Source organism: Geodermatophilus maliterrae, from assembly GCF_041018925.1.
Taxonomy (GTDB): Bacteria; Actinomycetota; Actinomycetes; order Mycobacteriales; family Geodermatophilaceae; genus Geodermatophilus; species Geodermatophilus maliterrae.
Genome location: NZ_JBFNXQ010000041.1, coordinates 1 through 14733, shown reverse-complemented (window position 1 = coordinate 14733; position 14733 = coordinate 1). Strand labels below are relative to the sequence as shown.

The 14733-nt window shown below is 75.2% G+C and carries 11 protein-coding genes; 5 read left to right on the top strand and 6 right to left on the bottom strand.

All coding sequences use genetic code 11. From position 1 onward, the window contains the following. Positions 1-18: 18 nt before the first annotated feature. The 4 genes from ABQ292_RS13910 to ABQ292_RS13895 form a co-directional block, all read right to left on the bottom strand. Positions 19-1230, bottom strand: coding sequence for a low temperature requirement protein A (locus ABQ292_RS13910; RefSeq protein ID WP_369207308.1), 1212 nt, complete (start codon positions 1228-1230; stop codon positions 19-21). Between the two features lie 96 nt (positions 1231-1326). After that, positions 1327-3054 carry a potassium channel family protein gene (locus ABQ292_RS13905; RefSeq protein WP_369207306.1) on the bottom strand — a complete coding sequence of 576 codons (1728 nt, stop codon included), beginning with the start codon at positions 3052-3054 and terminating at the stop codon, positions 1327-1329. Positions 3055-3107: 53 nt separating this feature from the next. Beyond that, the gene (locus tag ABQ292_RS13900; protein WP_369207304.1) at positions 3108-3494 is read right to left on the bottom strand and encodes a DUF6394 family protein; all 387 of its coding nucleotides are present in this window, start codon (positions 3492-3494) and stop codon (positions 3108-3110) included. Positions 3495-3540: 46 nt separating this feature from the next. Further along, positions 3541-3867, bottom strand: a complete 327-nt coding sequence (locus ABQ292_RS13895; protein ID WP_369207302.1) for a hypothetical protein — start codon at positions 3865-3867, stop codon at positions 3541-3543. 489 nt (positions 3868-4356) lie between these two features. Here ABQ292_RS13895 and ABQ292_RS13890 point away from each other — a divergent pair, with 489 nt between their 5' ends. Further along, positions 4357-7173 carry a CHAT domain-containing protein gene (locus ABQ292_RS13890; protein ID WP_369207300.1) on the top strand — a complete coding sequence of 939 codons (2817 nt, stop codon included), beginning with the start codon at positions 4357-4359 and terminating at the stop codon, positions 7171-7173. Between the two features lie 99 nt (positions 7174-7272). On the opposite strand, the gene ABQ292_RS13885 is transcribed toward ABQ292_RS13890, so the two are convergent. Next, on the bottom strand, positions 7273-9096 hold the full coding sequence (locus ABQ292_RS13885; protein WP_369207298.1) for a flavin-containing monooxygenase: 1824 nt from the start codon (positions 9094-9096) through the stop codon (positions 7273-7275). Positions 9097-9209: 113 nt separating this feature from the next. Here ABQ292_RS13885 and ABQ292_RS13880 point away from each other — a divergent pair, with 113 nt between their 5' ends. The 3 genes from ABQ292_RS13880 to ABQ292_RS13870 all read left to right on the top strand — a co-directional run bounded on the left by ABQ292_RS13880 (position 9210) and on the right by ABQ292_RS13870 (position 12554). Then, a complete protein-coding gene (locus ABQ292_RS13880) occupies positions 9210-10409 on the top strand; it encodes a GAF domain-containing protein (protein WP_369207296.1) in 1200 nt (399 codons plus the stop codon). 496 nt (positions 10410-10905) lie between these two features. Further along, complete coding sequence (locus tag ABQ292_RS13875; RefSeq protein WP_369207294.1) at positions 10906-11502, top strand: peroxidase-related enzyme; 597 nt, start codon at positions 10906-10908, stop codon at positions 11500-11502. A 35-nt stretch (positions 11503-11537) separates the two neighbouring features. Continuing rightward, a complete protein-coding gene (locus ABQ292_RS13870; RefSeq protein ID WP_369207292.1) occupies positions 11538-12554 on the top strand; it encodes an LLM class flavin-dependent oxidoreductase in 1017 nt (338 codons plus the stop codon). A gap of 24 nt (positions 12555-12578) precedes the next feature. On the opposite strand, the gene ABQ292_RS13865 is transcribed toward ABQ292_RS13870, so the two are convergent. Then, entirely contained in the window at positions 12579-13484 is a 906-nt protein-coding gene (locus ABQ292_RS13865; RefSeq protein WP_369207290.1) for a diacylglycerol/lipid kinase family protein, read from the bottom strand. Positions 13485-13556: 72 nt separating this feature from the next. Between ABQ292_RS13865 and ABQ292_RS13860 the strand changes: the two genes are divergently transcribed. Further along, positions 13557-14714 carry a MalY/PatB family protein gene (locus ABQ292_RS13860; protein ID WP_369207288.1) on the top strand — a complete coding sequence of 386 codons (1158 nt, stop codon included), beginning with the start codon at positions 13557-13559 and terminating at the stop codon, positions 14712-14714. Positions 14715-14733 lie beyond the last annotated feature (19 nt).

The window sequence follows — 14733 nt, the reverse complement described above, 5'->3', positions numbered from 1 at the left end:
CTCATCGGGTGAGCGGGCTCAGACCTCCTCGGTGGTCAGCTCGCCCGCCGACCGCTGCACCGAGCCGGCCACCACCACGACGACGACCAGCCCGGCCAGGGCGCCGACCACGACGACGGCCGGTAGCTCGAGCAGCACGTCGAGCAGCGCGACCCCCGCGGCCAGCACCGGCCACCACCAGCCGCGGCGGGAGCTGGTCATGGCCGACGTCGTGACGCTCGCCGAGACCAGGAACAGCGCCACCCCGCCGGCCAGCAGCAGCCGGGTCCCCGTCGGGACCTCACCGGCCGCGGCCTCGACGACGGCGAGCTCGACCCCTGCGCCGACGGTGGCCAGCGCGAGGGTCAGCGGCAGGTGCCCGAAGACGTAGACGTCGTGCGAGTGCGCTCCGTTGGACTCCCCGGCCTCGCTGAGCAGCCGCTTGGCCCGCGCACCGGCGAGGTCGAAGTAGGTCCACCAGAGGGCCGCCGCGAGGACGAACGCCAGCACCGCCACCGGCAGCGCCGGGCCCGACCACTCGGCGTCGTAGAGCCCGTGCGCGACCCCGGCGATGGGCTCGCCGAGGACGAGGATGGTGAACAGCGCGAACCGCTCGGGCAGGTGCTCGACGTGCAGCGGCACGTCGGCCGAGGACCGCGTGGCCAGCAGCGGCACCAGCGCCTCGACCAGGATCGCGGCGGCCCACAGCGCGAACGCGGCCGGCCGCGGCACCGCCAGCGACACCGCCCAGAGCACCGCGCCCGCGGCCGCGCCGGCCAGGTAGAGCCGGGTCAGCGGCCGCGCCTCGACCACGTGCCGGTAGGCGCGGTGGTACTGCAGCATCAGCATCAGGCGCAGCAGGAGGTGACACACCACGAAGACGGCGAACCGCTTGCCGGTCGCCTCCGACGCCGAGGCCGCCAGCCCGACGACGGCGGCCATGCTGCCCAGCTTGTAGAGCCGGTAGACGACGTCGTCGTGGTCGAAGCGGTTGGCGTAGAGGGTCGAGCTGATCCACGACCACCAGACCGTGGCGAACAGCCCGGCGAAGACCGTGTAGCCGTGCCAGGTCACGTCCTCGCGCAGCGCGATCGCCAGCTCCGCCACGACCAGGACGAAGGCCAGGTCGAAGAAGAGCTCCAGGCGCGAGGCGGAGCGGCCTTCGTCGCTGCGCAGCTCCGGCGCCCGGACCGCGTCGCCCCGGCCGGGGAGGACGTCCATCACCCGTCGGGCGAGCCCTCGGTCAGCCACGTGTCTCCCCCAGTCGCGGGTACCCCCGTACCAGACCCGCCCCTACCCGCGACCGCGGCGGTCCACGCGGCGACGCGCCGCCACGCTCCGGGAGGCTCAGGGTGCGGCGGTCGGCTCCGGGACCGGTGTCGGCCGCGACAGCCGCCGCCAGATCCAGCTGGTCGGCACCTGGCGGCCGGTGACCAGGTACTCGGCGATCCCGTCGACCAGCAGCGTCGTCTCCAGCGCGTGGCGCATGCCGGCCCGCCCGGCGCACAGCAGCTGGTCGCCGGGTGCGAGCACCAGGTCGTCGCCCGGGCCGACCAGCGCCTCCTCGCCGCGCAGCACGAGCAGGGGCACCACGGCCAGCCGCTCGTCCCGGCGCGCCGGGCTGCGCAGCAGCGAACCGAGCTCCAACCGGCCGGCGGCCAGCCAGGGCTGCAGCGCCGGCGCCTCGGTGTCGGTGAGCCGGAGCTTCCACAGCGCCTCGAGGTGGTGGCCGCAGGCGTCGACCAGCCGGTCGACGACGCCGCCCGCCCACTCGTCGGTCTGCTGCGGCAGCTCGCGGAGGAAGCGCCACAGCAGCGGCGTGCTCAGCCGGGCGTAGGCGTCGTGTGCCACGACGTCGGTGGGGACGAGCAGCGCGTCGGGCTCCATGGTCGTGAACAGCGCCGCGTTGGTCGGCTGGTTCTGCCGGGCGGCGATGAACAGGTCCGGGTTGGCCCGCCGTGCCTCGGCGATCAGCGAGAGGTTCGTCGTGTCGTTGTCCGTGCCGGCGACCAGGCCGACCGCGGCCGGGAGGTCGGCCCGCCGGATGACCTCCGGGTCCGACGCGTCACCGACGATCGTCGCCTCGTCGTCGTTCGGGTCGACGGTGGTCACCTCCAGGCCCTCGGCGCGCAGGTCGGCGGCGAACTGCCGGCCGAACCGGCCGTAGCCGACCACCACCCACCGGCCGGGGGCCGGGGCGTCGGCCCGCGGGGGCAGCGCGGCGCCGGGGCCGCTCTCCAGCCAGGTGGTCAGCTGGTAGGACGACGGGGCGCGCAGGGCCAGCCGCAGGTGGTCGCCGAAGCGGTCGAAGGGGTTGATGACCGTCGGGGCGCCGAAGGTGCCCATCCGCTCGGCCACCACCGACGAGGTCGTGCGGGTGACCACGGTCAGGTCGGGGCGCAGCAGCGCAGCCGCCATCGTGACCGCCAGGTTCGCCTCGTCGTCGTTGGTGAGGGCCAGCACGCCCTCGCAGTAGGGGTGCCCGAGGCCGGCGACGCCGAGCACGTGCGGGTCGCGCGCGTCCCCGACCAGCCCGGGGACGTCGGCGTGGGAGGTGTTGAGCTCGAGGGCGTCGATGCGGGCGTCGGCGATGTCGACGACGGTGAAGCGGCGGCCGAGCGTGTCGAAGGAGCGCCCCAGTGTCTCGCCGGTCTGCCCGTAACCGGCGATGAGCAGGAACGGCTCGCGCAGGGCCGACACCTTGCGCGAGACGTGCCGCAGCGCCAGCGCCTGCCGGAACGCCCGGTCCTGCAGCAGCGCGAGCAGGGCGCCGATCGCGTAGGCCCAGCCGATGACGGTCAGGTAGATCGCTCCGGTGACCCACATCCGCTGGGCGTAGGTGAACGCGTTCGGGATCTCGCCGAAACCGATCGTCGTCGCCGTGTAGCTCATGACGTAGAAGGCGTCGAAGATGCTCATCCGCGCCGGCTGCCCGTTCGCGTCCTGCCCGGGCACCAGCGAGAGACCGAGCACGCTGATCGCGAAGATCGTGATGAGCGTGATCAGCGGGACGCGCATGCGCCGCAGGACCACGAAGACCGTCGCCGATCCCTCCGCCCGGGGCACGACCGGCATCCGCCGCCGCCCGCGCCGGCCGGGCGCCCTCCCGCTGGCTGCGCTGGCCATCGTCAGTGCCGCTGGAAGGAGACGGTCTCCACGACCAGCAGGACGATGGAGACGAGGTTGGCCAGCAGAGCGCCCCCCGACAGCGAGACCATGCTGGCCGTCGCACCGGCGGTCAGCCCGTCGCTGGAGATGTAGGCGGCCCAGGCCCAGGTGAGCGAGGCCGCGATCAGCTGCAGGTCGGCCACCAGGCTGGTGGACAGGTGGACGGCGCCGATCTGCGTCCGGTCGCCGAACTTGAGCACCGTGGCGATCAGGTTCACCACCACCGCGGCGAACAGCTCGTAGACGTTGTGCAGCACGGGGTCGTCGATGTCGCCGAGGAAGAAGCCGAAGTTCAGCGTGGCGGCGAGCACCACGAAGAACCCGAAGACCACCTTCTCGAGGTTCATGCGGGACGACTCACCCCCGGTCCCCGGCCGCCTGGACGGCCCGACCCTAGCGGCGGGGAGCCGACCGCACCGGTCGAGCGGCGGAGGGGACGGCCCGGTCCCCGCCGGCGGCCGGCCAGACCACGACCACGGCGGTCGGCGCGTCCAGCCCCGCCGCGGCCGACAGGGCCGGGAGCTCGGCGAGCCGGACCCGCGCCGCGTCGTCGTCCGCCCAGGTCTCGGTGCAGTACAGGTCGTCCCCGACCGACCGCGTCTCGGCGGCGAGGCAGACCCCGACGGCGCGGCCCCGGCCGGCGGCCAGGAGGCGGCGGAGGCGGTCGGCCGCCGACGGGCCGACGTCCTCCCAGCGCAGGTGCACGGCGAGCAGCGGCATGGCGAGACCCCCCGGTTCTCCTCACGGGTACCGCGTGCACGGGGAGCGTAGGGCGACACCCCTCCCCGAGTCAGTACGTGCGGGCGCGGGCGGACCAACACCCGCTGGCGGCGCCGTGGAGTGGTGCGTCGACTCCCATCACGCAGCGTGTCCCCACGCGTCAATTCGCTGGACGACCACCGGGGACCTCCCTAGCGTCGTCGGTGTGTCATTCGGACGGATGTGATCCGGAAGGGGAGACGTGTCACCCGTGGTCGTGCCCGCAGTCGGTGTCAGCGGGGAGGACCACGCCTACGTCGACGCACGGCCGGATCCCGCAGCGGCGTGTCAGGGGCGCCTCTCCGGAGCTCAGGGACCGAGGGCGGCGGCGTCCCGGCCGGCGGATGGGTGATCGGTCATGGTCGAGCGGTTGGGGGGTCTCCCGCTGGAGAGCGGCGGCACCGCGCTGGTGCCGGTCGAGGACCGCACCGCGGCGGGCGGAGCGACCGGGTGACCGAGCGGACCTATCTGGACTTCGACGTGCTGCTCGAACCCGCGTCGCCGGGCAGCTACCGGGCGCGGGTGCTGAACTCCCCGGTGGGCGAGACCCGTCCGGTGCCGGTCACGATCCCGTTCTCCGACCTCGAGGTGGAGAACTTCCTGCTGCGCATCGGCCGGCCGCGTCGGCACCTGGTGCGCAGCGAGGGAGCGCCGGAGGCCACCGCGGTCCGCGACTTCGGTGCCCGGCTGTTCGAGGCCGTCTTCCACGACCAGGTGCACAGCGCTCTGACGGCGAGCCTCGACCAGGCGGAGGGCCGGGACGCCGGACTGCGGGTGCGGCTGCGGCTGACCGACTCGCCCGAGCTGGCCGACCTGCCCTGGGAGTACCTCTACGACGGTGACGCCCGACGGTTCCTGGCGCTGTCGGAGTGGACGCCGGTGGTGCGCTACCTCGACCTGCCCGGCCGCATCCGCCCGCTGCCCGTGCAGCCGCCGCTGCGGGTCCTGGTGCTGGTCGCCAGCCCCACCGACTTCCCGCCCCTGGACGTGGAGGCCGAGTGGGGCCGGCTGGAGGAGGCGCTCGGTGAGCTGCAACGCGCCGGGCGGGTGGTCCTCGAGCGGGTGCCCAGCGGGACCCTGGGCCTCCTCCAACGGCAGCTGCGCCGGGGCCAGCACCACGTCTTCCACTACATCGGCCACGGACGGTACGACGCCGAGCTCGGGGACGGTCAGCTGGCCATGGAGGGCCCGACCGGTCGGGCCCAGCCCATCAGCGGCTCCGACCTCGGCGCCCTCCTGCACGACCACCGCACCCTGCGCCTGGCCCTGCTCAACTCGTGCGAAGGTGCCCGGGGCGGCCGCACCGACCCCTACTCGGGGACCGCGCAGAGCCTGGTCCACCAGGGCATCCCCGCCGTGGTCGCGATGCAGTTCGAGATCACCGACCGTGCCGCCATCGTCTTCACCCGCGGGTTCTACGAGGCCGTCGCGGACGGCTACCCCCTCGACGCGGCGATCGCCGAGGCCCGCAAGGCGATCCGGCTCCAGCCGAACGAGGTCGAGTGGGGGACCCCGGTGCTGTACCTGCGCGCCCCGGACGGGCGCGTCTTCGACGTCGCCGACCCGCCGGACACCGCCGGGAGCGCACCGGTCACAGGGGACGTCCCCGTTGCCCCCGGGACCGCCCACCAGCCCGTCCTCGGGGACCCCTCCGGCGCGGGGCCAGACGTCGGACTACCGCCCCACGCGGTGCGACCTCCCGTTCCGGCGCGAGCGGAGCCCGGGAGCCCCGCCGCCCCCGGCCCACCTGCGCACGTGGGCGGGGACCCGCCGAGCGGCACGCAGCACGACCGCAGCGACGACGAGGCACCCCCTCCTGCGCGTCGGCCGGGCGAGCGGCGCCGGCCCGGGGACGGGGCGCCCTCCCGCCATTCCGCGGCGGCCACGACCCCGCAACCCGGACGCCCACGCAAGACGGCGGCACCGCGCACCCGTGCACAGGGGAGGCCGGCCGGAGGAGAGGGTGCTGGCGGGGCCGCGCCGGCAGCACCCCGGACGTCCACCCGGCACAAGCCGGCCGGGACGACCCGGGCTGCTCCGCCCGGCGTCCCTGCGGCCGGGACCGGCGCGGCTGCCTCGGGCCAGGGGTCCTCGTCCGCGTCGCCGCCCTCCCCGCCGCTCCTCCCGCCGACGGGGGCGACCCCGCCCACGCCGGCTCGCCGGCCGTCGCGGAGGTTCCTGCTGGTCGTCGCCGCGGTCGTGCTCCTGGTCGGCCTGGTCGCCTCGGCCGTCCTGTGGGTGACCGACCGGCAACAGCCCGGTGGGCCGGACGACCGGCCCGCGCCGGTGGCGTCCGACAGCGAGACTCCGGGGCCTGCCGAGCCCACCAGCCCCGGCCCGCCGCCCGTGTCCCCGAGCGTGCCGATCCCCGCCGTCGGTCCGGCCATCCCCGTGGGGGAGACCCCGGGCTACGTGGTGGCCACGCCGAGCGGGCGTCAGCTCTACGTCGCCAACCGTGGGGCTCGCGTGATCACGGTCGTCGACGTCGGACTCAACCAGGTGACCGGGCACTTCGACGTGCCGGTGGGCCCGCCGCAGTTCGTGGCGTTCTCCCCGGACGGCCGGACGGCGTACCTGAGCCTGTACGACCCGGAGACTGACGTCGGGGCGTTCGGCGTCCTCGACACCAGGACGCGGGAGATCGTGAAGACCGTTCCCCTGGACGGCAAGCCGTGGTCGCCCGCGGTCACCCGTGACGGGGAGCGGGTCTACCTGCCCGTCGAGGACCCGAACGCGGTTGCGGTCATCGACACCAGGACCTACGAGGTCCTCACCGAGATCCCGGCGGCGCCCCTGCCGCACTCCATCGAGTTCACCCCCGACGGCGCACGCGGCTACCTCGCCGACCACACCTCCGACGTCGTCTCGGTCATCGACACCACGACGGACACCGTGCTCCAGGAGGTGCCGGTCGACGCGGGTCCGCATCGAGTGGCGGTGCACCCGGACCGGCCGCTGGTGGCCAACGTCAACTACGAAGCCAGCACGGTCACGGTGATCGACACGAACAGCAACACGGTCACCACCAGCATCCCGGTCGGGGACGGCCCGCAGGACATCACCTGGTCGGCCGACGGTCACTTCGCCTACGTGACCAACGTCGACGCGCACACGCTCTCGGTGATCGCCGCCGACGACTGGAGCGTCACGACGACGCTCCCCATGGGCAAGACCCCGACGTCGGTCGCGGTGCTGCCCGACGGCTCACGCGGTTACGTGACCAACCTCGACGACGGGACCCTCACGGTGCTGCACCTCGGTGGCTGACCGGACGCCCCCACCCGGGTCAGCTCGTGCGGGCGCCGGCGGACGAGCACCGACACCGGGGAGCACGAGGCGTCCCCGGCGCCGGGCGGTCACGGCGGCTCAGCGCAGGTGGTGCACCTCCTGCAGGCCGTACACCGGCGTCGGGATGCCGGCCTGCCGGGCCTTGAGCTGCAGCGCCAGGTAGAGCGAGTAGTGCCGCGACTGGTGCAGGTTGCCGCCGTGGAACCACAGCGCCTCCTGCTGGGTGGGCTTCCACATGTTGCGCTGCTCGCCCTCCCAGGGGCCGGGGTCCTTGGTGGTGTCCGACCCCAGCCCCCACACCTTGCCCACCGTGTCGGCGACCTCCTGGCTGATCAGGTCGGCGGCCCACCCGTTCATCGACCCGTAGCCGGTGGCGTAGACGACCAGGTCGGCCGGCAGCTCGGTGCCGTCGTCCAGGACGACGGCGTCCTCGGTGAGGTGGTCGACCTGCCCGTGCACCAACCGCACGTCGCCGTTGGCCACCAGGTCGGCGGCGCCCACGTCGATGTAGTAGCCCGAGCCGCGGCGCAGGTACTTCATGAACAGGCCGGAGCCGTCGTCACCCCAGTCGAGCCAGAAGCCGGCCTTCTCGAGCCGGTCGTAGAAGTCGGCGTCGCGCTCCCTCATCTGCTCGTACAGCGGGACCTGGAACTCGTGCATGACCCGGTAGGGGATGGACGCGAAGGTGAGGTCGGCCTTCTCCGTGGTGACGCCGGCGGCCACCGCCTGCTCGGAGTAGAGGGCGCCCAGGCCGATGTCCATGAGGCTGTCGCTCCTGACGATGTGCGTCGAGGAGCGCTGCACCATCGTCACGTCGGCGCCGTGCTCCCACAGCGCGCCGCAGATGTCGAAGGCGGAGTTGTTGCTGCCGACGACGACCACCCGCTTGCCGGTGTAGTCGTCGGGGCCGGGGTGCGCCGAGGAGTGGTGCTGCTCGCCGCGGAACACGTCCTGGCCGGGGATCTCGGGCACGTTGGGCTTGCCGCTCATCCCTGTGGCCATCACCAGGTGCTTCGGGCGCAGGGTCAGCGGCTCGCCGTCGCGGACGACCTCGACGGTCCACTCGCCGTCCTCCGGCGAGTACGTGGCGCTGCGCACCTCGGTGCTGCCCCAGTACGGGATCTCCATGACCCGCACGTACGACTCGAGCCAGTCGCCGATCTTGTCCTTGGGCGCGAACACCGGCCAGTTGTCGGGGAACGGCAGGTAGGGCAGGTGGTCGTACCAGACCGGGTCGTGCAGGCACAGCGACTTGTAGCGGCTGCGCCACTGGTCACCGGGCCGGGCGTGCCGGTCGACGACGAGCGCCGGCACGTCGAGCTGCCGCAGCCGCGCGCCCAGCGCGACGCCGCCCTGCCCGCCGCCGACGACGAGCACGAACGGCTGCGTGGTGCGGCCGAGCTCGGCGTCCTCACGCGCCCGGCGCTCGGCCCAGGTCAGCCGCTCGCGGTTGACCCCGTGCTCGGCGCCCTTGGGCCGGGCGGGGCCGCGCGGCTCCTCGTGTCCCTTCAGCTCGTACAGCGTGGTGAGGAACGTCCACGCCCGCGGCTGCCCGTCCTCCTCGACGAGCCGGACCAGGCCCTTGCCGCGGCCGACCGCCGTCTCGAAGGTGAACCAGGCGGAGGTGACGCCGTCGGCCTCCTCGGGCTCCTCGCTGACCGTGAAGCCCGACGGGTCGGTGCGGTCGAGCGTGGCGGTGAGCAGGTCGGTGACGCCGGCGGGGTCCTCGACCGTGGTGATGTTCCAGCTGAACGCCACGAGGTCGCGCCAGAAGCTGGTGCGCGCGAACATCCCGGCGGCCCGGTCGACGTCGCGGGTGCGCAGCGCCTCCTCGAAGCCGGTGAACCAGTCCTGTGCCCGCTGGGCGGCGCCGTGCGGTGGTGCGTCGAGGGTCTGCGTCATGGAGGGCTCCTCGCCGTCGTCCCTGACATGCGGTGGTGCGCATGGTGTGATGGAGAGCACAGCGCACCACGGCCGCGGGCGGGAGCGTTGCAGCGGATTGCACGGAGGTGCTGGTGGCCGGCTGGTCGGCGGTCTCGCCCGGGACGGACCTGAGCCGGCACGCCCGCGTCCTCACCCGGGTGCACGACGCGGTCATCGGCGGCAGCCCCCCGCCGGTCGCCCCCCGCCAGGTGGTGCAGCGCTCGTGGTCGCGGGTGCTCGGCATGGGGCTGGACCCCGGCCGCCCCAACGCCCGCGACCCGCTGCCGCTGGACGCCGTCGAGGCCCGGCGGCGGCACTCGGCGCTGTCGCTGGTGGTCGACGAGCTGCGCCAGGTGCTGGTCAGCGTCGCCGACGCCTCCCACTTCCTCGTGGTGGTCACCGACGCCGAGGGCGTCGTCCTGTGGCGGGAGGGCGCGGCGGCCACCCGGCTGCGCGCCGACCGGCTCGGCTTCGCCGAGGGCGCGACGTGGACCGAGGCGGCCGTGGGCACCAACGCCATCGGGACGGCGCTGGCGGAGGCCGCGCCGGTGCAGTTGTTCTCCGCCGAGCACTTCGAGCAGGCGCAGCACCCGTGGTACTGCTCGGCCGCGCCGATCCACTCGCCGGTCACCGGGGAGCTGCTCGGTGTCGTCGACGTCAGCGGGCCGGCGCTGACCCTGCACCCGGCCATCGGCGCGCTGGTGGAGACCTCCGTACGGCTGGCCGAGTCGCGGCTGGCGTGGCGGCACGAGCAGCGGCTGGAGCGGTTGCGGCGCAGCGCCGACCCCGTCCTGGCCGGCGTCCGGGGGCCGTCGCTGCTCCTCGACGACGACGGCTGGGTGGCCTCCGCCTCGGGTGTCTCCGCGCCCGCGCGGCTGGCCGCACCCCGGACCGACCGGGTGATGGCCGTCGCCGGGCTGGGGCTCTGCACGCCGGAGCGGCTGGCCGAGGGCTGGCTGGTGCGCCCGCGCGGCCCGCGGGCGCCGGTGACCGCCGAGCTGGACCTCACCGGCTCCCCCGTCCTGCGGGTGTCCGCCGGCGGGCAGCCGTGGTCGGCCGCGCTGACCCGGCGGCAGGCGCAGGTGCTGGTCCTGGTCTCCGCCGCCGGCCGGGGCGGACTGTCGGCCGGCGCGCTGAGCCGCGGGCTGTTCGGCGACGACCAGCACGTCGTGTCCGCCCGCGCCGAGGTGTCCCGGCTGCGCCGGGTGGTCGGCGACCTGGTCGGGACCGCGCCCTACCGGCTGGCCGACGGGGTGACCCTGTCGGTGCGTACCGCACCCTCCGGCGCGTAGCCCCGGGCCGTCCCGTCCGGACGCCCGAGGAGGCGTCGCGGCCGACGCCGTGACCGCCCAGGACGTGCTCGCGCGCCGCGTCGCCCGGTCACCCGGCCGACCCGCAGGACGGCGGTGGGCAGGGGCGCGGCCGACACCGCTGCTCGTCCCCTCGGAGGGGCCGGCGCCTCTCGGGCCCCGGCCGTGCCGGCCACCGCTCTCCTGGAGCGTCCGGCCGTTCTCGTCCCGCGGGGACGTCCCGGCGATCACGGAGCCGTGGTGGCGACACGCCGATCGCCCACGGCGTGTCGCCGATCCAGCTCCATGATCGTCACGCAGTGCCGGTCCTCCGCGGGTGGACACCCACGGGCCGGGGTGAGGGGCCGGTGCTGGAGCCGGCCCGTGCCCTGGACCCGTGCCCGCCGCCGGGATCCCTGCGGCGGGCCGCATCCCCGGCCGAATGCACCGACGCCGCGCCGGGCTGCCGCGACGGCCGCCCGCGCGGCAGGCTGCCCCCGTGACCACCGACACGCCCCAGCCGACCCCGGTCAGCCGCTTCCCCGTCGCCGACCCGGCCGACCTGCCCGACGACCTCGCCGACCGCTACGCCGACGTCCAGGAGCGGTCCGGCTTCCTCCCCAACGTCTTCGCCGCCCTGGCGTGGCGGCCGGCCGAGGCACGCGCCTTCTTCGCCATGCACGACGCACTGATGGACAAGGACACCCCCGGCCTGTCCACCGGCGACCGCGAGCTCATCGTCGTCGCCACCAGCGCGGCCAACGACTGCGCCTACTGCGTCGTCGCGCACGGCGCCATCGCCCGCATCCGCACCCGCGACCCGCACCTGGCCGACCTCGTCGCCGTCGACTGGCGCAAGGCCCCGCTCGACCCGCGTCAGCACGCCGTCCTCGACGTCGCCGTCCGCCTGGCCACCGACCCCGCGGCGGTCACCGCCGAGGACCTCGACCGGCTGCGCGCCCACGGCCTGACCGAGGACGACGTGTGGGACGTCGGCGCGATCACCTCCTTCTTCGCCCTCTCCAACCGGCTCGCGCACTTCGCCGCCATCCCGCCCAACCCGGAGTTCCACCTGCTGGGCCGCCTCCCCCGCTGAGCCGGGCTGTACCGGGCTGCGGGCAGGATCGGCGCATGCCCGCCCCCGGCACGCCCCTGGAGCAGCTCGGCTTCCTGACCATCGGGACGTTCGACCCGGCCGACCCCGGGCCCGGCCACGAGACCACGCTGCGGGTGGTGGAGCTCGGCGAGCGGCTCGGGTTCGACAGCGCGTGGCTGCGCCACCGGCACCTGCAGTACGGCATCTCCTCGCCGGTCGCCGTCCTGGCCGCGCTGACCCAGCGCACGTCGCGGATCGCCCTGGGCACCGCGGTCACCCCGCTGGCGTGGGAGAACCCGCTGCGGCTGGCCGAGGACCTCGCCACCGTCGACGTCCTCTCCGGCGGCCGGCTCAACCCCGGCGTCAGCGTCGGCCCGCCGATGCGCTGGGACGACGTGCGGGAGGCCCTCTACCCCGACACCGCAGAGGTGGAGGACTTCTCCTACACCCGCGTCGAGCGGCTGCTGCGGCTGGTCGCCGGCGAGCGGGCCAGCACCTTCGCCGGCCGCGAGGGCGTCGTCGAGGAGTTCTCCGACCGGGTGCAGCCGCACTCCCCCGGCCTGCGCGCCCGGCTCTGGTACGGCGGGGCGAGCCTGCGCTCGGCGCAGTGGGCCGGGCAGGCCGGCATGAACTTCCTGACCAGCAGCGTGGTGAAGGCCGAGGGCGACCCGGCCGACTTCGCGGCGATCCAGGCCGAGCAGGTCCAGGCCTTCCGGGCGGCCAACCCCGCCGGGCGGGTGAGCCAGGGACTCGTGGTCATCCCCACCGACACCGCGACCGCTGACCAGCAGGCGAGGTACGCGGCCTACGTCGAGGCGCGCACCCCGCGCACCCGCAGCCCGCAGGGCCCGGCGCGGCTGCTGTTCGCCCGCGACCTGCTGGGGACGTCCGAGCGGATCGCCGAGGCGCTGTACGCCCACGCCGGCTTCCGCGAGGTGACCGAGGTGGTCTTCGCGCTGCCGTTCAGCTTCGCCGACGAGGACTACCGGCAGATCCTCACCGACACGGCCGAACGCCTCGGCCCACGGCTCGGCTGGTCGCCCCGGGGCTGACGGCGGATCACCCGGGGACGCGGATCAGCCGGGGACCAGGACCGACCAGGCGCCGGGCTCGACCCGCCAGGTGCGCGCCGCCACCGCGGACTGCAGCTCCCCGTCGGCGTCGAACTCGACCGGGTCGCCCGACACCGACACCTCCCGCCCCCGCACCACCGCGACGTCGTCGCGCTCGGTGTGCCGCCCCGCCACCAGGGCCGCGGCGAAGGCGGCCCGTGCCGCCGGGCCCGTCGCGGTGCAGACGACGACGTCGGCGAGGCCGTCGTCGGGCCGGGCACCCGGCGCGAGCGCGGTGCCCCCGCCGATCGTGGGGCCGTTGCAGACGCCGGCCATCAGCACGCCGGTGTCCCCGTCGGCGGTCCAGCCCGTCGGCGAGCTGACCGCCGTCCCGTCGACGGTCACCCGCAGCCGCCACCCGGCGGTGGTCATCCCGGCGACGGCGGCCCCGACGGGGTAGGCCGCCACCCCCAGCCGGTCCTTGAGCCGCTCGGCCTGCAGCCCTGCCTGCGCCCCGACGCCGGCGTGGACGGCGTTGACGACGACCCCGCCCGCGTCGTCGCGCAGCAGGTCCAGCGCCCGCGGCACCCCGGACAGGACCGCGCGCGCGGCCGCCACGGGCTCCAGCGGCAGCCCGAGAGCGCGCGCCAGGTCGTTGCCCGTCCCCAGCGGGACGAGGCCGATCGGCTGGTCCGGGTCGAGGCCGCCGGCGCGGTCGAGGGCGGCGACGGCCGCGTGCACCGAGCCGTCGCCACCGACCACCACCGGCCTGCGGTCGCCGCGCCCGGCCACGGCCCGCTCGAGCTCGGCGATCCCGGCCGTCGCGGCCACCTCGACGTCGGCACCGTCGCGGAGCACGTCCAGGACCGTGGCCAGCGCGCCGTCGCCCGCCGTGCCGGCCGACCGGTTGACCACCACGAGCACCCGCACGGCCGGATCGTCGCAGGCCGGCCGTGGGCCAGGCAGGATCGGACCCGATCGGGGGACCGGCGGAGGTGGCACGTGGCGGACGACGGGGCCGACGGGATCGTGGAGGAGCTGCGGGCGCGCGGCGGGCTCAAGTGGACGCGGTACCCCGGCGCGCTCGGCGCGTGGGTGGCCGAGATGGACCTCGGCCACGCCCCGGCGATCACCCGCGCGCTGCACGACGCCGTCGACCGCGGCCTGCTCGGCTACCTGCCCGACTGGCTGGCCGCGGACCTGGCCCGGGCGTGGGTGCACTTCGCCCGCGGCCGCTACGGCTGGGACGTGCCGCCCGAGCGGGTGCGCCCGCTGGCCGACGTCCTCGCGGGCCTGGAGGCGGCGATCACCTGGTTCACGACGCCGGGCTCGCCGGTCGTCCTGCCCACGCCTGCGTACATGCCCTTCCTCGAACTGCCTCCGACGCTCGGCCGCGAGGTCCTCCAGGTGCCCATGGCCCGCGACGGCGACCGGTTCGTCTACGACCTCGACGCGCTCGACGCCGCCTTCGCCGCCGGCGGCGAGCTGATGGTGCTCTGCAACCCGCACAACCCGATCGGCCGGGTGCTGGGACCCGCGGAGATGCTCGCCGTCGCCGAGGTGGTCGACCGGCACGGCGGCCGGGTGTTCGCCGACGAGATCCACGCGCCGCTGGTGTTCGGCCCGCACCGGCACGTGCCCTACGCCTCCCTGGGTGAGCTCACGGCCGGGCACACGGTCACCGCGACGTCGGCGTCCAAGGCCTGGGACCTACCGGGCCTCAAGTGCGCCCAGCTCGTGCTGTCGAACGACGCCGACGCCGAGCGGTGGGCCCGGGTGGGCGGGCACGCCGAACACGGCGCGTCGACCCTCGGCGTCGTCGCGAACGTCGCCGCCTACACCGAGGGCGGCCCCTGGCTCGACGACGCCCTCGCCGTCCTCGACGGCAACCGCCGGCGGCTGTCCGGCCTGGTCGGCGAGCACCTGCCCGGCGTCCGGTACACCCCGCCGGAGGGCACCTACCTGGCCTGGCTGGAGGGCCTCGGCGTCGACCAGCCCGGCGACCTCTTCCTCCAGCGGGCCGGCGTGGCGCTGGTCGACGGCGCCCGGTGCGGCGACGCCGGCCGCGGCGCGGTGCGGCTCAACGTCGCCACCCCGGAGCCGGTGCTCGTGCGCATCGTCGAGGCGATGGGCGCCGCGCTCGCCGCCCGCGGCGGCTAGACGAGTAAGTCCTATTGGC

Excerpts from the sequence above, each read along its gene's own strand:
- ABQ292_RS13905 (WP_369207306.1), bottom strand. The coding sequence starts at position 3,054 with ATGCCGGTCGTGCCCCGGGCGGAGGGATCGGCGACGGTCTTCGTGGTC.
- ABQ292_RS13900 (WP_369207304.1), bottom strand. The coding sequence starts at position 3,494 with ATGAACCTCGAGAAGGTGGTCTTCGGGTTCTTCGTGGTGCTCGCCGCC.
- ABQ292_RS13895 (WP_369207302.1), bottom strand. The coding sequence starts at position 3,867 with ATGCCGCTGCTCGCCGTGCACCTGCGCTGGGAGGACGTCGGCCCGTCG.
- ABQ292_RS13885 (WP_369207298.1), bottom strand. The coding sequence starts at position 9,096 with ATGACGCAGACCCTCGACGCACCACCGCACGGCGCCGCCCAGCGGGCA.
- ABQ292_RS13870 (WP_369207292.1), top strand. The coding sequence starts at position 11,538 with ATGCCCGCCCCCGGCACGCCCCTGGAGCAGCTCGGCTTCCTGACCATC.